Below are 19,576 nucleotides of genomic sequence, written 5' to 3' on the forward strand. Positions count from 1 at the left end.
CATCATATGATTCATCAACAAGTCTGGTTTTGAAAAACTTCATTCAAATAAGCGATTTTCCGATCGATAGAATCTTCAAATCCTAGTATATACGCAGCTGGTTCTTTTGGATTGTGGAACTGTGTCAGTTTACCCGTTGATGGATTCATAAATTTACTGGAAGCTCCACAACCTAATCCGATAATCGTTTGAGCTTCTTCCATTATTAAAATATTATAGAGGCTCTCTTCGCCCGGCTTCGCATAACCTACATTTTCTAGATTGCCTAATATATTTTTTTGACGATACAAATAATAAGGGATGTAGCCGTTCTTCTTCGCCCATTGTTCACCGCGTGTCATCATTAGACCGACTGTGTTTCGATCAGCCACTTGATATTTATCTTTGTTTCGAGTCATTTCAGATGCCCGTTTAAATGACAGTGTATGAATAGTTAACGACTCTGGCTGCATTTTTTCCGTCTCGGCCAATGAATGCTCAAATTCTGCAAGTCCTTCATTTGGCAAGCCAATAATTAAATCCATATTAACATTGCGCATCCCTTGCTCACGTGATAGCCAATATTTATCGATCGTCTCCTGCACACTATGGTGACGTCCGATCGCTTTCAATGTTTCATCTGTATACGACTGTGGGTTGACACTAATACGATCAATCTCCCACTTTTTCAGCACTTCTAATTTAGGGATTGTAATAGTATCCGGCCGACCTGCTTCCACAGTTACTTCACGCACATGCTCCATATAAGGGAATGAATCAACCATTGTTTGATACAATGCATCCATTTCCTCCGCTTCAATAGAGGTCGGTGTACCGCCACCAAAATAAATCGTTGTTATGCGAATATCATGTTCTTTCAACCAATTGCCGATCGCTCTCATTTCTTCATGCAATCCGTCGAGGAAGCTTTCCACACGGCCATTTTTCCGGTGGATCGCATACGCAGGAAATGTACAATACGCACATTTTGTCGGACAAAAAGGAATACCGATATAAATACTCACTTCTTGTTTTAGCGTATAAAGATCAGGTAATGCATGTAGCTGAATATCGGCAATTTGTGCAATCAGCTCACTCTTTCGCAACGATACGCGATGACGTTGTTGCAATAATTGTTTAGCTTCATCTACTGAAAAACCTTCTTGGCGATACATGTGGTACAACTTTGTTGGTCGAATGCCTGTTAAGATCCCCCACTCTTGCTCCATACCCGTCGCCTGTTCGAGCACCTCAAGCAACGCATGAGAATACATTCTTTTTCGCTGACGAATCATTTCACGTTCTTCCGTAGTTGCTATTTCTTCTGAAAACTTTGCTTCATACTGCTTGCCTTGCCAACGCAATTCTGCATACACACTCGGCGACTCCAAATTTTCAGTAAAACGAATATTAATTGTATCTTTATCTACTATTTCCGACACAATTTTCGATTGTTCAAAAAACAAATTTGCTAAATGTGTGAATAGCCGAATCCAATCTTGTGGAAACTGTTGATTTACATAAAGTTGCTGCATCGTTCTCTCCTACTCCCTATCTGTTGAAAAAAACCGGCCAAGGCCGGTTTCGATTACGTTATTAGTTAAAGCTTTCATATAAGTCTTGCACTGGTTTCAATACGACACGATTTACTTCTTCAATCAATTCACTAAGCTTCATTTCAGCCGTTAGCATTGCCATGATTGTCGGATTTTCCTGAGCTAGTTGTGCAGTTTTTTGTGCGTGTTCCAGCTCTTCTCCCGCAATTTCTTCTCCTGCCATTTGCTTTTGTTGCAAGTTCATCTGAATATCGCGGAAGCTTTCGAATAATACACGTGCTTCTTCGTCTGCTTTTACTTCCGCCATTGCCGTTTTCACCGCTTGATACTGATCTGTTTTACGCAATGTAGATTCCAATTTGTTCATATCATCGTAAATATTTACTGTCATGTTAGTTCCCCCTATAATCCATTTAATGTGAGTGCTATTATACCTTGCACGATCCCGATCAATCCACCAAGAAGTGCACCTAGAACCGTAATCATCTTAAACTCTCTGCGTGAAATTCCTAGCACTAAGTCTTCCAACACAGCTACCGGAAATGTATCTACTTGCTCTTTCACCAGTTCGTCGAGTTTGAGCTTTCGTAGCGATTCATCAAGCTGTGCTTCTGCTTGCTCAAACAAAAAACCGACTACTTTAGGTGTTACGTGTTCAGCTGTCCATTCTGAACCTTGTGGCCAGTAATAAAACAAACTTTGATCCAGTCTTTTTCTAAGTGCTAATTGTTCTAAAGCATACTTCGTAACAGAACTAAACACACTATCCCAATCAAACCCGGCAGTTAGTTGCTCCATCGGCTGTTGCTGAATATTATGCCATTCTTTCCAGATTAACTGATCGAGCAAATCTTTCGTCCCAGGTGCGTTCACAAACCGAATAGCTTCGCGTTGAATCTTCCCAACAAGCGAGTCTGATTCTCCAAAAAACATATTGAGCATACCGCCAAACGTCCCTTTCGAATGAAGAAAATCATCGATTAACTTCTGAAACGTCTGTCTTCCTTCCGCGGAATCGATAAACTGTTCTGCACGACCTAAGACAAAATTAGAAGCAAGAGGGATTCTTTCCTCTATTTGCTGTTGCCAACGTATTGGCATGACCTCTTCCACTGTACCGGTTGTCACTTTTGCCTTCATATCATACATTTGTTGATCCATTATAGTGAGCAAACGTTCTTCCACTTGTTCCGGAAGTTGTGTTGCACCTGCAATTCCAAGCCAGTCATTCAATGTCTTGTCCGATTGAAGAATGTATTGATCCATTTTTTTCTGAACAAATGCCTCTACACGTTTCTCCATTACAGGCGTCAACAACTTTTTGCGAAACAGATCAGGCGTCAGCAAGTAATTTGTGACGGTCTTGCCGAGTTGTCTTGCTAACTCATTACGCCGTTTTGGTATTAATCCAGGCGTAAACGGTAAGCGGGTATTCCCAATATATTTTGCTTCATGCGGTCTAAATAGCATTTTAATCGCCAGGTGATTCGTCACTCCACCAATAAGCGCACCAATAAACGCCATGAACAAAATGGTTAGCACTATTTTCAATCGCTTCACCTTATTTCACTTGGTCTTCGTTCCAATTATAACAAAAACCAGCTGAATGAAAAGGAATTCGAAGCGAGGATTTTTGACTTTACAATTAAGTGCTCTTCCTGTACGTTGCGAGTAGAGCTTATTTCAAATATTATTTACATACAGTAAACAATCAGGAGGTTATTTTGCCATTGAAAAAAGAACTGACAGATCATCTAGGACGTACAGTTGTTTATAATTTTCCACCTAAACGGATTGTCTGTTTATGTCCGGGTATTACAGAAACGTTATTCGCGATTGGACTTGAAAACGAAATGGTCGGTAGAACACGTTACTGCATTTATCCCGAAGCTGCAAAAGAGATTCCAGCAGTGGCGGGAACAAAAGATTTGCAACTTGATAAGATTCACGCAGTTGCTCCAGATTTGATTATTATGGAAAAAGAAGAAAACACAAAAGAAATGGTCGACACACTCGCTGCACATTATCCTGTATATGTAGCAGAAGTCCAAACAATAGACGATGCCTATCGAATGATTACGGATATGGGGATTGTAACAGATCGACAAAATGAGGCAAATTTCCTTTCCAAAGAAATTAGACAGGCATTTGCAGACTTACCTGAGCTACCTAAAAAAAGAGTGGCATACGTCATTTGGAAAAAGCCGTATATGGTCGCCGGAAAAGATACGTATATTAACACACTGTTACAAGAGATCGGATTCATCACACCATTTGCAGACACCCTCGATCGCTATCCTGCTGTAACGGAAGAGCAATTCAAAGAAGCTCAGCTAGATCTCGTATTATTGTCATCTGAACCATATCCGTTTAAAGAGAAGCAGCAATTGCAATTCCAAGAAATGTTGCCTACTTCTACTATCCGATTAATCGACGGAGAAATGTTTTGGTACGGAGCACGCATGTTGCTCGGCGCACGCTATTTGAAGACGTATGACTTTGGCTGCTAACTTATATTCCATTGAAAATTGTTGACATCCGAACCGCATGCTCTATCTCGTCATGCAATGCAATAAAAATAGGATCATACCCTTCGTCAAGCGGTACAGTTAACAGCATTTCTTTATATAGTTCCACAGCTTCGAGTTCTGCAACTAACGCATTTTTTGCACATTCTTTCAAATCCGTGCAAGGTGCTAATTTTTTAGGATTTTGCACAAAGCTGCCCGTCATCATATAATGAAGTTGTTGAAACATTTCATAATGACTCTTTTCATCTTCATAGGCATGACGTATAAACTCCTGCCATAGAGGATCATTCGTCAACTGATACATTGACTTATAATAAAAATAAGATTTGTATTCATCTTCAATCGCATTTTTTAATTGAGTTACAAACACGCACTCATCCTTTCACTGTCTTTTGGTCAGTTTATGAAGACGGTGCAATATATATCACCACACAGACAAAAAAGGAGTGACTATGATGCTACAACATTTCAGTTATAAAAAAATGTTTGCAGATTCAGACTTGCCTGGCTGGATTATAAATTTTTATTATCAAAACAAACATTACACAGCTGACTACCATAAAGACGGCACGATACAATGGGCCCATGACGCTCCGCCTAATATAGCAAAAGTAGAAGAAATGGTTCACGACCTCATGACTTTCCACGTCTATGAATGATTATTCCCCCAATCGGCCATCCTTGTAATAGAGGAGGTGCTGTCATGGGTAAAGAACAATCACGCGACAAACAGCAACTAGAAAAACAACGAATAAAATTGCAGGATCAAAAAACAGAAAACGTCTTTGAAGATAAGAGCCGTATCCCAAACGAACAAAATGCATTCAAAGAAACACAACCGCGATACGGAGAGTAAGCAAAAATGATTCACATGCAGAAAAAATCTGAAGGAATTGTTTGCCATTTAAAATAAACTAAGCAGAGAAAAACTAATCATTTTTCTCTGCCTATTTTTGTAACAAGCACTTTACGTCGACAGACCCCTCTAAAACGCAACGTAACGACATCCCTTACATCTCCCATCACTCCAATCCGTTGAATCCCCAACCTTTCTTCATTTTTTCATAATCTATAAGCAATCGGAATTGTATTTTCTTCATAAATAAATTATTATAAAAGATAACTAACTTTACATTACAGGAGGTGTACGCTTTGTTCTTTTCCCCCATTTGGGTTAAGCACAAAGCCATTATTTGGACATTGCCATACGATTGGCAGCATTTGCTGCCTTGATCGCACTCACCGCTTTTTTTGTCGCGTGTGAATTTGCAATCGTGAAAGTTCGATCATCGCGTCTGGATCAGCTGATCTCAGAAGGAAATAAACGCGCCGTTCTTTCAAAAAAAATTGCCGATAACTTAGATGAATACTTATCTGCCTGCCAGCTCGGAATAACGATCACAGCACTCGGTCTAGGTATGCTTGGAGAGCCAACTGTTAAACTTATGATGACTCCCGTCTTCGATTATCTTTCATTGGACGCAAACGTAGAAACGATTCTATCCTTCACTGTAGCTTTGGCCATTGTTACGTATCTCCATGTCGTTGTAGGTGAACTTGCACCAAAGACTATTGCGCTACACAAAGCAGAAGAACTATCGCTTTCTTTATCAGTACCCTTAAATTTATTTTACCGTTTGATGTATCCAATTATTAAAGGGATGAATTTATCGGCACGTCTTGTCACACGATTGCTCGGCTTCAAATCAATATCCGAATTAGAAGTAGCACACACCGAAGAAGAATTACGCATTATTTTGTCGGATAGTTTACGTAGCGGAGAAATTAATCAGGCAGAATATAAATATGTCAACAGAATATTCGAATTTGATGATAGAGTAGCTAAAGAAATTATGTTGCCACGTACCGAAATGATGACTGTGGACAAAGAAATGACGTTATCCGATGTTTTTGAAATGATGGACGTGGAACAGTATACACGTTACCCCATCACAGACGGTGACAAAGACCACGTAATCGGTTTAGTGAATATGAAACATTTGTTAACTGCTTATATTAAAGACCCTACAAATGGTAGTAAATCCGTACTTAACTATATGCAACCTATTATTCGCGTCATTGAGACGATGCCTATTGGTGATTTGCTATTGAAAATCCAGAGAGAGCGAATCCATATGGCCATTTTGTTGGATGAATATGGCGGAACATCTGGTCTTGTGACAATTGAAGATATTTTGGAAGAAATCGTCGGAGAAATCCGTGATGAATTCGACTTAGATGAATTACCTGAACTACAGAAAATTGGTACCGATCATTATATTCTAGACGCAAAAATGCTAATAGAGAATGTGAATGATGCACTAGGTATTGAAATCTTAGAAGACGATATCGATACGATCGGTGGTTGGTTTATGGACCAGCGATTCGAAGCTGTACCAGGAGAAAAAATCATTGAACAAGGATATGAATTTACTGTCAGCGAAGTAGATGGACATCATATTCTTTACTTAGAAACAAAAAAACAACCTCCTCAAACAGCAGTTGAGGAAGATGTTATTGTGTCACAATAAAGCTTTCCTTCGTATATAAGGAGAGCTTTTAATGTTAAGAGCGGAGAGATGAAATATGAATAAAAGACAAGAAAATTTGCTTCTTTTCATTTGGGCCGTTGCCCTGATCGCCGCACTCGGCTCACTCTATTATTCAGAAATTAAAGGATACATACCGTGTACGATGTGTTGGTATCAGCGTATTTTCATGTATCCGATTGTCTTAATCGGAATCATTGCATTGGTTCAAAAAAATGCTAAAATTGCTGTAACAACTGCTGCATTCTCTCTCATTGGAGGCTGTATTGCGTTGTATCATTACGGCATTCAAAAACTACCTGCTTTACAAGAAAGTGCACCTGCTTGCGGTGGTGTTTCGTGTACTGGTCAATACGTGAATTATTTAGGCTTTATAACGATTCCTTTTCTCGCTTTTGTAGCGTTTGCTTTCATTTTCATCGCAAGTCTCGTACTGTTAAAAGATACAAAGGAGTGACACACATTGAAAAAATTACTAGCTATTGGTGGAGTTATTGTTGTGATCTTTATTTTGATCGTCGTTCTCAATAATAAATCCAATGAAACAAAGCTTTCCGACAATCCATATGGGACGGAAGATTTACAGCAGTCCACTATTGATTTAATAGGAAACGACAACTACAAAAACATTGCACAACCCGAAGAGATTTTCAAAAAGATTGAAAGCGGCGAGCCGACGACTGTCTATTACTTTAGTCCAGACTGTCAATATTGTATGGAAATGACACCGCGTCTGATGCCAATTGCGGAACAGCGGAATATACATATTTATCAATACAATATGCTGGAATTCCAAAGTCAGTTGAAACCAGAATATGATGTAACCGGCTGGCCGGCATTGGTTCACTATAAAGATGGTCAAGAACAAGGACGTATCGTTGGAGCACACCCGAATGATCAGATCGAAGCGTTTTTCAATGAATTCGAAAGCGAATGAGGAGAGTAAATAGATGACGAGTTTTCACTACACAACGAACACGCCTGGCGAAACAGTTGAAAATCTGCTAAGAGAACGATGGCAAGGCGGTAAAAAAACAGTTCATCAAATGCGCATGGATAAAAGCGTAACAGACGTAGACGGACAACCTGTTGAATGGAAAGAACCTTTACCTGAAGGAACGACACTAACATTTAGCTTTTTAAATGCACAATCGTCTTATCGACCTGAAACGCTAACAAAGCTGCGTGTCATTTGGGAAGATGAACATGCCCTTGCTGTTTATAAACCAGCCGGTGTTTCTGTACATCCTGAAGTCGCGCCAGGCACTAGTACATTGATGAACGAAGTAATGGGATACATCGCTACAAATGGCGGAACGTATGCTGAACACGTACATCGTTTAGATCAGCATACAGCGGGATTATTACTTATTGCTAAGCATCCCATTGCAAAAACGATGCTTGATCGAATGTTTGAACAAAATCGCATCGACCGGTTCTACACTGCTGAACTTGAAGGCAGATTGTTAAAACCGCGTGGAACAATTAATATGCCTATCGGAAAAGATCGCTACCACGCGACTAGACGTCGAGTATCTCCATCGGGTCAATCAGCTGTGACGCATTTTAAAGTACTCGACCGTCTGGCAAATTCCACAGTAGTTGAAGCACAGCTTGAGACGGGGCGCACCCATCAACTGCGTGTACACTTCTCGCATTTAGGACATCCGGTTGTCGGTGACCAACTTTACGGCAGTCAAACTATTGCCAGAGGTCCTTATCAATTAGTGGCGTCTAAAATAGCATTCGAACATCCGATTACAGGTGAATCGATCGTATTAGAAGCTGAATAAAAAATAGAGACTAGTACTCCATCGAAAAAACAGGGCTGGCCAGAAAATCAGTAGTTCTGATTTTCGGACAGCCCCGTATTTTTTCTATTCACATTTTTTAATGAATCTGTTGATTAACGATGTGATGTACAATTCACTCGTTTATTTAATTAAAAACGAGTTGGACTATGGCGATTGAATAGAGTGAAGCTGACTTAGAGTGTCCTGCGGCTGGCGCTTCCAGACGATACGCTTTCCGGTGGGGCGCGGTGGACCGTCAAGCGCTGCGAGTTACACCTGTCACCCTTATCCTCCCGGAGTCGATCGTCTGTAAGCTCCAAGCTGTACTTTGTGTGTGCAAGACAGTTTGATTACTCTTTGTAGATGGTGAAAGACTACGTGGGCTTGTCTGCTACTTCATGTTCGTTTATTAGATGGAGTGAAGCTGACTTGAAGAGTCTTGCGGCTGGCGCTTCCAGACGATACGCTTTCCGGAGGGGGCGCGGTGGACCGTCAAGCGTTGCGAGTTACACCTGTCAAATGCAAAGATGTGCTCCTTCTCGCTACGCTTCACTCGCAAAAGCCGTCCTTCGCTACGGCTTTCCCTTATCCTCCCGGAGTCGATCGTCTGTAAGCTCCAAGCCGTACTTAGTGTGTGCAAGACAGTTTGATCACTCTTTGTATATGGTGAAAGACCAACTAAATAGACTTGTCTGATACAATGCGACCGTTTTTGAAGTTAAAAAGCGGTGAAGTGTTATCAGCAACTATGACTGTTTCGACGAACTGAGTGGAAAAAGCAATGACTCTATATGCATTTAATCAGGCAATCCAAAGCTTCACCCACACTGTTCAGGAAGCGGAACATACCATACTTAATTTCTGGACGAACACTAACTGACATCCCGACAAAAACTCAAGGATTCTCCCGGAAGAACCGGCGACTCCTGGAGGATCAGGACGACAGGCGTAATCGAAAGCGAACTACTGGCGAGTCCGCCGCGTCCCCTCAGGAAAGCGTCCGGTTCTGCAGGGAGAATCCTCACACGTACACTTATTTTCTGCACTACCAATGGAATAGTCACTTATCCTACTCCAACTTTTGGACGAACACCAACTGACTTCCCAACACAAACTCAAGGATTCTCCCGGAAGAATCTTAAGGACTACGCTCATTCAATTAATACTCATCAAGACCATCTCATTTCCAAACGCCAATTTCTTACTTTGGATAATGATCAGGCTTGATTTTTTAACGTACCAACAGTTGCTTAATACCATTTTCAAGACGCTTGTCGACTTCCTTCGCATCTTCTATATGTTCTAAAATTAATTCATGAGCGGAAGAAAACAGAACGTTTGCTTTCTTCAATTCATTTTGCATTTGTGCAGACAATTCATTTTGCTCAGCAATCATCTGTTCCATGGAGGTAATTTCCAATTGGCTGTCTTGCACTGTTTTCAAAATATGGTCGATCTTAGATGCCGTCTGCAAACTAACCGCCACCCCTTCCTCGATCAACTTCGAGCTTTTCTTTGTTGCCTCTATCGCGTGCAAGATCTCTTCTTTTAATGCATTGGTTAATGCTTGGATATCCTTTGTGCTACTTGAAGTACTTTCTGCTAACTTTCGGACTTCTTGCGCAACAACCGAAAACCCTTTGCCATATTCACCTGCACGAGCCGCTTCAATAGATGCGTTAAGCGCCAGTAAATTAGTTTGTGCTGCAATATTTTCAATGACTCCTACAATCGATTGTATTTCTACAGAACGTTCGCTTAATTGCAACATACTTTCTTCCGATAGATCCATATGTTCACCCAGATCATTCATCACTTTTGCTGTATGACGCACGTCCGTTGCACCATTCTCTGCTTCTTTCACCATATACAATGACTTTTCTTTCAGTGAAGAACCATTCCTATTCAGTTCATTCGATGCATTGGTATTCTGTTCGCTGAGAAGTTGAATCTGATTGAAGCTGTTCTCAATTTCGGAAACAGCCTCTCCCAGTACATTGTGTTGGGCATTTACTTTCTCATGCTGAACGACAGCAGCCGTCAATTGTGTCTCTACTTCTTTATAACGCTGCTGTTGCTCTATTTGTTCATTTTCTTGAATATTCGAAGACATATGAGTTTCTACAAGTACTTGAGGTTCTGCTTTTCGTCGGAACAGTCCCATTTCCCCTCCACCTTCTTTCTTTATACATTAATACGTATCTGGATTTGTACCCGTACGTTCATCACGGTTCATCGCATCGATTATAGCCATTTCATCATCAGTCAGATAAAAATCCGCAACTTCACTATTTTCTTTCACTCGTGCAAGAGTAGAAGATTTAGGTATCACAATTAAATGATGTTGAATATGCCATCGTATGATGATCTGCATTACAGTTTTGTTATGCGCATTCGCAATTGCCACTAACGTAGGTTCTCCTAATAATTTCCCTCTAGCCAACGGACTCCATGATGTCACAGCAATTTGATGCTCTTCGCAAAACTGGCGTAAAGGTTCCTGTGTTAACAAGGGATGGATTTCCACTTGATTGACCATTGGGCGAATATTCGCTACCGCAGATAACTCCTTCAAATGAGATTCGTGATGATTGGAAACGCCTGTCGCACGAATTAATTTTTCATCATATAATCTTTCAATCGCACGGTATGTATCGACGTAACTGCCACTAACCGGCCAATGCGTTAAATATAAATCCATATAATTCATATCTAATGCAGTTAATGAGCGTTCAAATGCGCGCAGTGTTTCATCATATCCTTGCTCATCATTCCATACTTTTGACGTGACGAATAAATCTTCCCGAGCTACACCGGAATTTCGTATCGCCTCTCCTACTTCTTTTTCATTTCCATAAATAGAAGCTGTATCAATCGCACGATATCCTAATGAAACCGCTTTCTCTACAACTTTGACTGTTTGCTCCGGTTCTGTCATTTTATATGTTCCTAAGCCAAACTGCGGCATTTGTACACCGTTGCTTAATGAAATCATATGTTCAAAAATTGTTGACATGAAATTTCCTCCTTCGAATACTGCTATCACTAATTGTACATTATTTGCTTAGTAAATCGAACACTTTTTCAATATAATAGGTTGATTTCTAACTGATAAACGAATAATATTGTCTATGGTTTACATTTTGTTCGTCAGTTAAGGAGAGAAAATACATTGTTTCAACTTAGAAAGAATCAAACGAATGTAAGAACTGAATTGCTTGCCGGTATGACTACATTTCTTACTATGGTCTATATCGTTATTGTTAATCCTATTATTTTATCAGACGCCGGTGTACCTTTCGATCAAGTCTTTCTGGCAACAATTATAGCTACTGTCATTGGTACTGTGTGGATGGCTCTGTTTGCAAATTATCCAATCGCCATTGCTCCCGGTATGGGATTGAATGCTTATTTTGCATCAGTCGTTATCGGTTCAGATGGTCAATTAGATTATCTAACTGCTTTTTCGGCCGTCTTTATTGCGGGTCTACTATTCGTTTTATTGTCCATGACTTCGTTCCGTGAAAAGTTGATTGAGCAAATTCCTGAAAACTTAAAACACGGAATTACAGCAGGGATTGGATTATTCATCGCATTTCTCGGTTTGCGGTTATCGGGTTTAGTAGCACCGCATGAGACGAATATCGTTCAGTTAGGTGAACTCACTTCTCCTTCTGTATTATTAACATTATTCGGTTTACTCGTCACTGTTATACTAATGAATTTAAACATTTACGGCGCTATTTTCATCGGCATGATTTCTACAGGTGTCGTCGCTTTTTTCACAAAACAATTAACATTCGATGGGTTTATGAAGATGCCCCACTTGCCTGAAGGTATACTCGTTTGGAATCCTATTCAAGCAATGGGCGATGTAATCTCACACGGATTATACGGTGTAGTGTTCGCATTTCTCCTCGTCACATTATTTGATACGACAGGCACTATGATTGGAGTAGCGAAACAAGCGGGTCTGATGAAAGGCAAATCATTGCCGCGGGCACGCCATGCGCTTCTAGCTGATTCACTCGCCGCCTCAGTCGGTGCAATGGTCGGAACAAGCCCGACATCTGCTTATGTCGAATCGTCTGCTGGTGTCGCTGTAGGAGGTCGTACAGGACTAACTACTTTAACTGTTGCTGGATTATTTATTATGGCAGCATTTTTCAGCCCAGTCGTTAGCGCGTTATCGGGAGTAGCTGCTATTACAGCTCCCGCCCTAATCATTGTAGGGAGTCTAATGATTGGTGCAGTAAAACATATAAATTGGGATTCTTTTGACGAAGCGTTCCCTGCATTTCTAGTTATTTTGACTATGCCGCTCACTTCTAGTATTGCGACGGGTATTGCGCTTGGCTTCATCACGTACCCTTTATTAAAAGTAACGAAAGGCCAAGGAAAGCAAGTCCCGATCCTGCTTTACATCTTTGCGGTATTATTTGCCTATCAATTATTATTCTTGCCTCATTAATAATTGTTAATAACCTGTCACAAAGTATGGTGTAGAACATTTCATTTCTTTTGCATTTACGGTATACTGTGTGAAGGACTACTGATTTTACAGGAGGTACAAACAATGAGATTAATTCTAATTATGGCTGTTTGTTTAGCGTTCTTGACTGCGATTTTCACAGGCGGATACGAAGACAAGCCGGGTCAATCAAAAAAATAAGTACCTAAAAAGGGACTGGCATCATGCCGGTCCCTTTTTATTTATGTTAAATGCGCAAAGCCTTGTTGTCGTAATGCTTCATAGATGAGTATTGCTGCAGTATTAGATAAGTTAAGGGATCGAATGTGTTCATCATTCATCGGAATCCGCAGACAATTTTCTTTGTATTTTGTAGTAATTTCTCTCGGTAAACCAGTCGTTTCTTTGCCAAACACAAAGAATATGTCTCTCTCCGTATCCGAATAATCGAATGAATCATAGCTAGTGTTGCCAAACTTCGTAATGAAGTAAAACTCACCTTCTGGATAACAGTTTAAAAACTCTTGAATACCGTCGTGATACGTAATTTGGACATGTTCCCAATAATCGAGTCCAGCTCGCTTTAACATCTTATCATCCGTTGAAAATCCTAATGGACGTATCAGATGAAGCGCTGTATCAGTGCCGGCACATGTACGTGCGATATTTCCTGTATTTGCTGGTATTTGTGGTTCAAATAAAGCTACATGTATAGTCATCTCTTTGCTACCTTCTCTCATTTAGTACAATGCATTAACGCGCGTTCTATCTCTATAGTTACCGCTTCCTCTTGGTTCACTATAGAGCCTAATTGCAGCCCTTCTATCGCTTCAGAAGTTCCAATCTGTCCGAGTGCCCAAGCAGCAGTACCTCTCATCACCGGACGGGGATCTTCTGTCAAAACTTTTGTTATGTCTGAAATCGCCGACTCTTCTTTAAAGTGTGCTAAAGCAATAAGCGCATTACGTTGAATTGGATTTTTTCCACGCCACGATCCTGACATATGTCCGAATTGTTCTTTAAACTGGCGATTCGATAATGACAGCAATGACAGCAATAGTGGCTTAACCCGTTCAGGATCAGGTGTAAAATCCAACTGATGAGTTGAATTCACTCCTTTATTTTTCGGGCATACCGTTTGACAAGTGTCACAACCGTATACTCGATTACCGATTTTATGCCGGAACTCTTCTGGAATTGATTGCTTCGTCTGTGTTAAAAACGCAATACAACGTTGGGCATTTAACTGACCCGGTTGCACTAACGCACCTGTCGGACAAACATCTAAACATAATGTACAATCCAAACATTGATCTTCCATCGGCTCATTCGGCTCAAACGGCAAGTTAGTAATCATCTCACCTAAATAGACGTACGATCCAAACTCGGGTGTAATGATCGAGCAATTTTTTGCCGACCATCCAATCCCTGCACGTTCAGCAACTGCACGATCTACAAGCTCCCCTGTGTCTACCATCGAACGCAGACGGGCATGAGGAACTTTAGTTACTATGAATAGTTCTAGTTGTGCAAGCTTATCACGCAATACCGTATGATAATCTTCACCCCAAGAAGCTCTGCAAAACACCCCGCGCCGTTCCCCTCTTTTTCCACGCGGACTCTCTGTCATTTTAGATGGATAGGCCACTGCAATCGAGATGATGCTTTCTGCCTGGTCCAGCAATAATAACGGCTCGGTTCGCTTCTCTATGTCAGACTCTTCAAAACCAGATTGATAATTCAATTGCTGTTGACGTTTCAACCGATCTTTTAGTTTGATAAACGGGGCAGCTGTCGTAAAACCTATTTTGTCGATACCAATGGACGTAGCAAATGCTCGAACTTCTTCTTGTAGCTGAGCGACATTCACCATCCCCCGCCTCCCTTATGATAAGATGAAGTAAAATTACAAATAGGTGATTCTAATGCAAATTACTGTCGATCCTTCTATCTTCGAAAAAATTCATGATTTTAAATTAGGTATACTTCATTATACCAAAACTACAGTATCCGCATCACCTCAGATGCTGAAAGGTCGACTTCGATTATTTCAAGAACAACTATATTTCGAACTATTGGACAAAGAGCTCACACAGTTCCAGGGGATTGTTGAATGGCAGTCTACCGTTAAAACTCTTGGTGCGGATCCGTTAACTTCTCCTTCTACTTTAGAGACGAGAATGCAAGAAATCAAGCAAAAAAACTATGTATCCTCTTTTCATAGCGCCGAGGATCTAAACACTTTTTTTTCATTACAATACGAGCTTCCAGCAGTAACTTATGATGTAGATAAAATTGTAGGAGATATACGACTTACAGTAGGATCTGCAGAAGAGGGCTATATGGGCTTGAACAATGAATTCAACACATTCCCTAACCTCTTACTGCTTTCCGATGACTACAGCCCTTTTGGGAGTCCTCACATGGATTCAATGCGTACAGCCGTGACAGAAGAGACAGAACATGTTCTTCAACTTCTTTTTATTCATCCATCATTATCTATTGATGCAGCTGCAGAGTTAACAGAGTCTTGCGGTAAAATGTTCACTAGTATCAATGGCGGCGATTATCAATCAACTGTTCTTTCCACACAACAAACATCATGCGTGATAGAAAAAGAGGTGCAATGATGACAATCACATTAGCAGAAGGTATTAAATTAAAAAGTATACTTTCCAAGCAAATTCGGGAATTGGAAGCTGAAGCGCACAGAGTAGCTTTTACGACTGTAGAAAAAGGACAGCAACCTGCCACACTTTCCAGAACATTACAGCATGTAGAAGACGACATCGAACGAGTGAGAGCAGATCTACGCAAATTGGATTTACTTATTTACATAGCTAACAGTACGAACACAGTCGATTTTGAAGAACAGCCACTTCTGTTAGTAGAAGCAATCGAATTTGCGATTCAACTTCGGGCAAAAGCTGAATTCTATAAGTCACTCTCTTCAGCCACTAAAGAAGAAATGCTCTTTGGCTACTCGGAAAACACCCCACTGTACCGTATCGCTTTATTTGATCCTGAAACATATCGTCAAAAAGCACAACAAGCTGAAAGAGCAGCCCATCAACTATCGAATCGTATCAATAGTAAAAACTACTCGATTTCATTAGACTTTGATGGCTCTGCTTACTTTTAATCCTCAGGAAGGTGAGACTCTTTCCTGAGGTAGAAGATGTTACATGAACTCACAACTTGCAGAAACCCATCACTCGTCACCTGTTACACATTGACCAATGACCACTATCCATCCACGGCTATGGCAATGTACCTTACGAGCAACAACATTTCATGTTTCTCTTCTATTGAAAGGGGTTTTCCAGAAAGTCAGGCACATCTGATTTTTTGAGATGACCCCTTTCTTCTGGAAACAATTAGCTTTTCTATGAAAAAGGGATTGCATATTTAGTATCTAGCGATTGATTCCGTATAATGCACTATAAAAATTGAAAACAATAAAAAAACACAGCATATGCTGTGTTTTTGTTGATACCCGAGGCCGGACTTGAACCGGCACGCCTCGCGGCATCGCATTTTGAGTGCGACGTGTCTGCCATTCCACCACTCGGGCATAATACAGTATAAATTTGGAGGCGGCAACCGGAATCGAACCGGTGGTAAGGGTGTTGCAGACCCGTGCCTTACCGCTTGGCTATGCCGCCAACATAGTGGAGCGGAAGACGGGATTCGAACCCGCGACCCCGACCTTGGCAAGGTCGTATTCTACCACTGAACTACTTCCGCGAAACCGACTGGGGTAGCTGGATTCGAACCAACGAATGACGGAGTCAAAGTCCGTTGCCTTACCGCTTGGCTATACCCCACTAATGGGGCGGATGAGGGGAATTGAACCCCCGAGTGTCGGAATCACAATCCGATGCGTTAACCACTTCGCCACATCCGCCATCATATCATCATTTATATTTTAGTAACCAATTGTTAGAGCATGGGGCGGATGAGGGGAATTGAACCCCCGAATGTCGGAATCACAATCCGATGCGTTAACCACTTCGCCACATCCGCCACAATCTTATTTAAATAATACAGGGGCAGTAGGAATCGAACCCACACCAAAGGTTTTGGAGACCTCTATTCTACCGTTGAACTATGCCCCTAAATGGTGGTGGGGGACGGATTCGAACCGCCGAACCCGGAGGGAGCGGATTTACAGTCCGCCGCGTTTAGCCACTTCGCTACCCCACCAGTAAGGATGCCGGCGAAAGGACTTGAACCCTCAACCTACTGATTACAAGTCAGTTGCTCTACCAATTGAGCTACACCGGCATAAAATCATTAAATTAAATGGTGGCTCAGGACGGAATCGAACCGCCGACACAAGGATTTTCAGTCCTTTGCTCTACCGACTGAGCTACTGAGCCACATTTTCTGTGATTAAGAATTCCACTTAACACAAAACTTATGTCATAAATAAAAATGGCGGTCCCGACGGGAATCGAACCCGCGATCTCCTGCGTGACAGGCAGGCATGTTAACCGCTACACCACGGGACCTTGGTTGCGGGGGCAGGATTTGAACCTACGACCTTTGGGTTATGAGCCCAACGAGCTACCACTGCTCCACCCCGCGATAATACTATGAAAATGGTGGAGGATGACGGGCTCGAACCGCCGACCCCCTGCTTGTAAGGCAGGTGCTCTCCCAGCTGAGCTAATCCTCCTGGGTTTGTAAAACTTTTAATGAAATATAAATGGTGACCCCTACGGGATTCGAACCCGTGATACCGCCGTGAAAGGGCGGTGTCTTAACCGCTTGACCAAGGGGCCATATAAGTAAGAGATGTGTATCTGGCGGAGAGCAAGGGATTCGAACCCTTGAGGCAGCGCAAACCGCCTACACGATTTCCAATCGTGCTCCTTCGGCCACTCGGACAGCTCTCCAATAAATGGCTCCGCAGGTAAGACTCGAACTTACGACCGATCGGTTAACAGCCGATTGCTCTACCACTGAGCTACTGCGGAATAATAATAATTGGTATGTGGCACAAAGTATGTAGATTGCTTCTACAGATCAGCGACGTCCTACTCTCACAGGAGGAAACCTCCAACTACCATCGGCGCTGAAGAGCTTAACTTCCGTGTTCGGTATGGGAACGGGTGTGACCTCTTCGCTATCGTCACTGAACTGTTTTTCAAAGCCATGATTATTATACCAAACTGAGTAATAAAGTCAACTCTTTTTTCAAAAAGTTTTTATTCACTCAAAACTGGATAAAAGACATTGGGTTGTTCAAGTAACTGCTTCTGCTTTTCGTGTTGTCCAGCTAAATCGACCAGATGCTCGGGTCATAAGTCAGCTTGGCTGCGCGACAAAAACCGTCGCTTCGCCAATCCGTCTTATACCTGTCGCATCTATACGGTCGATTTAGCTTTTCATTTTGTCCAGCTTCAGCGACCAGATGCTCGGGCCATAAGTCAAAGCTGTTTCGTGGTAAAGAGCACCACTGCACATCTTCGCCTTATGCCTGCCGCATCTAAACGGCTGCTTCCGCTTTTCAATAATAGGTTAAGTCCTCGATCGATTAGTATCTGTCAGCTGCACACGTCGCCGTGCTTCCACCCCAGACCTATCCACCTCATCTTCTTTGAGGGATCTTACTTACTTGCGTAATGGGAAATCTCATCTTGAAGGGGGCTTCATGCTTAGATGCTTTCAGCATTTATCCCGTCCATACATAGCTACCCAGCGATGCCTTTGGCAAGACAACTGGTACACCAGCGGTATGTCCATCCCGGTCCTCTCGTACTAAGGACAGCTCTCCTCAAATTTCCTGCGCCCGCGACGGATAGGGACCGAACTGTCTCACGACGTTCTGAACCCAGCTCGCGTGCCGCTTTAATGGGCGAACAGCCCAACCCTTGGGACCGACTACAGCCCCAGGATGCGACGAGCCGACATCGAGGTGCCAAACCTCCCCGTCGATGTGGACTCTTGGGGGAGATAAGCCTGTTATCCCCGGGGTAGCTTTTATCCGTTGAGCGATGGCCCTTCCATGCGGAACCACCGGATCACTAAGCCCGTCTTTCGACCCTGCTCGACTTGTAGGTCTCGCAGTCAAGCTCCCTTATGCCTTTGCACTCTACGAATGATGTCCAACCATTCTGAGGGAACCTTTGGGCGCCTCCGTTACTCTTTAGGAGGCGACCGCCCCAGTCAAACTGTCCACCTGACACTGTCTCCTGCCCGGATCACGGGCATGGGTTAGAAGTCCAATACAGCCAGGGTAGTATCCCACCAATGCCTCCTCCGAAGCTGGCGCTCCGGAATCAAAGGCTCCTACCTATCCTGTACAGGCTGCACCGGAATTCAATATCAGGCTACAGTAAAGCTCCACGGGGTCTTTCCGTCCTGTCGCGGGTAATGCGCATCTTCACGCATATTATAATTTCACCGAGTCTCTCGTTGAGACAGTGCCCAGATCGTTACGCCTTTCGTGCGGGTCGGAACTTACCCGACAAGGAATTTCGCTACCTTAGGACCGTTATAGTTACGGCCGCCGTTTACTGGGGCTTCAATTCAGAGCTTCGCTTGCGCTAACCCCTCCTCTTAACCTTCCAGCACCGGGCAGGCGTCAGCCCCTATACGTCACCTTACGGTTTTGCAGAGACCTGTGTTTTTGCTAAACAGTCGCCTGGGCCTATTCACTGCGGCTCTCTCGGGCTATTCACCCTACCAG

The 19,576-nt window shown here is 42.4% G+C and carries 18 protein-coding genes, 16 tRNA genes and 2 rRNA genes (1 of these 36 running past the window's edge); 10 read left to right on the forward strand and 26 right to left on the reverse strand.

Annotated features, from left to right (window positions below):
• Nucleotides 1-14: 14 nt before the first annotated feature.
• The 3 genes from DV702_RS09230 to DV702_RS09240 all read right to left on the reverse strand — a co-directional run bounded on the left by DV702_RS09230 (nucleotide 15) and on the right by DV702_RS09240 (nucleotide 3,095).
• Nucleotides 15-1,514: a coproporphyrinogen III oxidase gene (locus tag DV702_RS09230; protein ID WP_114924505.1), complete on the reverse strand. Its 1,500-nt coding sequence runs from the start codon at nucleotides 1,512-1,514 to the stop codon at nucleotides 15-17.
• A 61-nt stretch (nucleotides 1,515-1,575) separates the two neighbouring features.
• A complete protein-coding gene (locus tag DV702_RS09235) occupies nucleotides 1,576-1,926 on the reverse strand; it encodes a YlbF/YmcA family competence regulator (protein ID WP_114924506.1) in 351 nt (116 codons plus the stop codon).
• 11 nt (nucleotides 1,927-1,937) lie between these two features.
• Nucleotides 1,938-3,095, reverse strand: a complete 1,158-nt coding sequence (locus tag DV702_RS09240; protein WP_114924507.1) for a DUF445 domain-containing protein — start codon at nucleotides 3,093-3,095, stop codon at nucleotides 1,938-1,940.
• Between the two features lie 164 nt (nucleotides 3,096-3,259).
• Between DV702_RS09240 and DV702_RS09245 the strand changes: the two genes are divergently transcribed.
• Nucleotides 3,260-4,045, forward strand: coding sequence for a helical backbone metal receptor (locus tag DV702_RS09245; RefSeq protein WP_240315592.1), 786 nt, complete (start codon nucleotides 3,260-3,262; stop codon nucleotides 4,043-4,045).
• Nucleotide 4,046: 1 nt separating this feature from the next.
• On the opposite strand, the gene DV702_RS09250 is transcribed toward DV702_RS09245, so the two are convergent.
• On the reverse strand, nucleotides 4,047-4,436 hold the full coding sequence (locus DV702_RS09250) for a ferritin-like domain-containing protein (protein ID WP_114924508.1): 390 nt from the start codon (nucleotides 4,434-4,436) through the stop codon (nucleotides 4,047-4,049).
• A gap of 82 nt (nucleotides 4,437-4,518) precedes the next feature.
• On the opposite strand from DV702_RS09250, the gene DV702_RS09255 reads away from it, so the two are divergent.
• The 6 genes from DV702_RS09255 to DV702_RS09275 all read left to right on the forward strand — a co-directional run bounded on the left by DV702_RS09255 (nucleotide 4,519) and on the right by DV702_RS09275 (nucleotide 8,408).
• Nucleotides 4,519-4,725, forward strand: a complete 207-nt coding sequence (locus DV702_RS09255; protein ID WP_371682690.1) for a DUF5342 family protein — start codon at nucleotides 4,519-4,521, stop codon at nucleotides 4,723-4,725.
• 44 nt (nucleotides 4,726-4,769) lie between these two features.
• On the forward strand, nucleotides 4,770-4,922 hold the full coding sequence (locus tag DV702_RS16830; RefSeq protein ID WP_162805768.1) for a hypothetical protein: 153 nt from the start codon (nucleotides 4,770-4,772) through the stop codon (nucleotides 4,920-4,922).
• Between the two features lie 337 nt (nucleotides 4,923-5,259).
• Complete coding sequence (locus tag DV702_RS09260) at nucleotides 5,260-6,597, forward strand: hemolysin family protein (protein ID WP_205407158.1); 1,338 nt, start codon at nucleotides 5,260-5,262, stop codon at nucleotides 6,595-6,597.
• 55 nt (nucleotides 6,598-6,652) lie between these two features.
• Nucleotides 6,653-7,072, forward strand: a complete 420-nt coding sequence (locus DV702_RS09265; protein WP_114924511.1) for a disulfide oxidoreductase — start codon at nucleotides 6,653-6,655, stop codon at nucleotides 7,070-7,072.
• Nucleotides 7,073-7,078: 6 nt separating this feature from the next.
• A complete protein-coding gene (locus DV702_RS09270; RefSeq protein ID WP_114924512.1) occupies nucleotides 7,079-7,552 on the forward strand; it encodes a thioredoxin family protein in 474 nt (157 codons plus the stop codon).
• A gap of 13 nt (nucleotides 7,553-7,565) precedes the next feature.
• Entirely contained in the window at nucleotides 7,566-8,408 is an 843-nt protein-coding gene (locus DV702_RS09275; protein ID WP_114924513.1) for an RluA family pseudouridine synthase, read from the forward strand.
• A gap of 1,231 nt (nucleotides 8,409-9,639) precedes the next feature.
• On the opposite strand, the gene DV702_RS09280 is transcribed toward DV702_RS09275, so the two are convergent.
• A complete protein-coding gene (locus DV702_RS09280) occupies nucleotides 9,640-10,572 on the reverse strand; it encodes a methyl-accepting chemotaxis protein (protein WP_114924514.1) in 933 nt (310 codons plus the stop codon).
• A gap of 27 nt (nucleotides 10,573-10,599) precedes the next feature.
• Entirely contained in the window at nucleotides 10,600-11,424 is an 825-nt protein-coding gene (locus DV702_RS09285; RefSeq protein ID WP_114924515.1) for an aldo/keto reductase, read from the reverse strand.
• 156 nt (nucleotides 11,425-11,580) lie between these two features.
• On the opposite strand from DV702_RS09285, the gene DV702_RS09290 reads away from it, so the two are divergent.
• Nucleotides 11,581-12,879, forward strand: a complete 1,299-nt coding sequence (locus DV702_RS09290; RefSeq protein WP_114924516.1) for an NCS2 family permease — start codon at nucleotides 11,581-11,583, stop codon at nucleotides 12,877-12,879.
• A gap of 242 nt (nucleotides 12,880-13,121) precedes the next feature.
• On the opposite strand, the gene trmL is transcribed toward DV702_RS09290, so the two are convergent.
• Nucleotides 13,122-13,598, reverse strand: coding sequence for a tRNA (uridine(34)/cytosine(34)/5-carboxymethylaminomethyluridine(34)-2'-O)-methyltransferase TrmL (trmL, locus tag DV702_RS09295; RefSeq protein WP_114924517.1), 477 nt, complete (start codon nucleotides 13,596-13,598; stop codon nucleotides 13,122-13,124).
• A gap of 17 nt (nucleotides 13,599-13,615) precedes the next feature.
• Complete coding sequence (gene queG / locus DV702_RS09300; RefSeq protein WP_114925893.1) at nucleotides 13,616-14,749, reverse strand: tRNA epoxyqueuosine(34) reductase QueG; 1,134 nt, start codon at nucleotides 14,747-14,749, stop codon at nucleotides 13,616-13,618.
• Between the two features lie 55 nt (nucleotides 14,750-14,804).
• Between queG and DV702_RS09305 the strand changes: the two genes are divergently transcribed.
• Together DV702_RS09305 and DV702_RS09310 are read left to right on the forward strand one after the other, a co-directional pair.
• Nucleotides 14,805-15,509 carry a B3/B4 domain-containing protein gene (locus DV702_RS09305; RefSeq protein WP_114924518.1) on the forward strand — a complete coding sequence of 235 codons (705 nt, stop codon included), beginning with the start codon at nucleotides 14,805-14,807 and terminating at the stop codon, nucleotides 15,507-15,509.
• On the forward strand, nucleotides 15,506-16,021 hold the full coding sequence (locus tag DV702_RS09310; RefSeq protein ID WP_114924519.1) for a hypothetical protein: 516 nt from the start codon (nucleotides 15,506-15,508) through the stop codon (nucleotides 16,019-16,021). The genes DV702_RS09305 and DV702_RS09310 overlap by 4 nt, the downstream gene beginning before the upstream one ends.
• Nucleotides 16,022-16,372: 351 nt before the next feature.
• On the opposite strand, the gene DV702_RS09315 is transcribed toward DV702_RS09310, so the two are convergent.
• The 18 genes from DV702_RS09315 to DV702_RS09400 all read right to left on the reverse strand — a co-directional run.
• Nucleotides 16,373-16,453, reverse strand: a tRNA-Leu gene (locus DV702_RS09315).
• Between the two features lie 17 nt (nucleotides 16,454-16,470).
• A tRNA-Cys gene (locus DV702_RS09320) sits at nucleotides 16,471-16,544 on the reverse strand.
• Nucleotides 16,545-16,551: 7 nt separating this feature from the next.
• Nucleotides 16,552-16,626 (reverse strand) — tRNA-Gly (locus DV702_RS09325).
• Nucleotides 16,627-16,634: 8 nt separating this feature from the next.
• Nucleotides 16,635-16,706: transfer RNA gene (locus DV702_RS09330), tRNA-Gln, on the reverse strand.
• 4 nt (nucleotides 16,707-16,710) lie between these two features.
• Nucleotides 16,711-16,786, reverse strand: a tRNA-His gene (locus DV702_RS09335).
• A gap of 43 nt (nucleotides 16,787-16,829) precedes the next feature.
• A tRNA-His gene (locus tag DV702_RS09340) sits at nucleotides 16,830-16,905 on the reverse strand.
• Nucleotides 16,906-16,926: 21 nt separating this feature from the next.
• Nucleotides 16,927-16,997 (reverse strand) — tRNA-Trp (locus tag DV702_RS09345).
• Nucleotides 16,998-17,000: 3 nt separating this feature from the next.
• Nucleotides 17,001-17,085, reverse strand: a tRNA-Tyr gene (locus tag DV702_RS09350).
• Nucleotides 17,086-17,093: 8 nt separating this feature from the next.
• Nucleotides 17,094-17,166 (reverse strand) — tRNA-Thr (locus DV702_RS09355).
• Between the two features lie 19 nt (nucleotides 17,167-17,185).
• Nucleotides 17,186-17,261 (reverse strand) — tRNA-Phe (locus DV702_RS09360).
• Between the two features lie 56 nt (nucleotides 17,262-17,317).
• Nucleotides 17,318-17,393: transfer RNA gene (locus DV702_RS09365), tRNA-Asp, on the reverse strand.
• Between the two features lies 1 nt (nucleotide 17,394).
• A tRNA-Met gene (locus DV702_RS09370) sits at nucleotides 17,395-17,469 on the reverse strand.
• Nucleotides 17,470-17,484: 15 nt separating this feature from the next.
• Nucleotides 17,485-17,560, reverse strand: a tRNA-Val gene (locus DV702_RS09375).
• A 31-nt stretch (nucleotides 17,561-17,591) separates the two neighbouring features.
• Nucleotides 17,592-17,666 (reverse strand) — tRNA-Glu (locus tag DV702_RS09380).
• A 22-nt stretch (nucleotides 17,667-17,688) separates the two neighbouring features.
• A tRNA-Ser gene (locus DV702_RS09385) sits at nucleotides 17,689-17,780 on the reverse strand.
• A gap of 6 nt (nucleotides 17,781-17,786) precedes the next feature.
• A tRNA-Asn gene (locus tag DV702_RS09390) sits at nucleotides 17,787-17,861 on the reverse strand.
• A gap of 47 nt (nucleotides 17,862-17,908) precedes the next feature.
• Nucleotides 17,909-18,024 (reverse strand): 5S ribosomal RNA (rrf, locus tag DV702_RS09395).
• A gap of 377 nt (nucleotides 18,025-18,401) precedes the next feature.
• Nucleotides 18,402-19,576, reverse strand: a 23S ribosomal RNA gene (locus tag DV702_RS09400); it runs 1,752 nt beyond the window's last position.

Source organism: Sporosarcina sp. PTS2304, from assembly GCF_003351785.1.
GTDB lineage: Bacteria > Bacillota > Bacilli > Bacillales_A > Planococcaceae > Sporosarcina.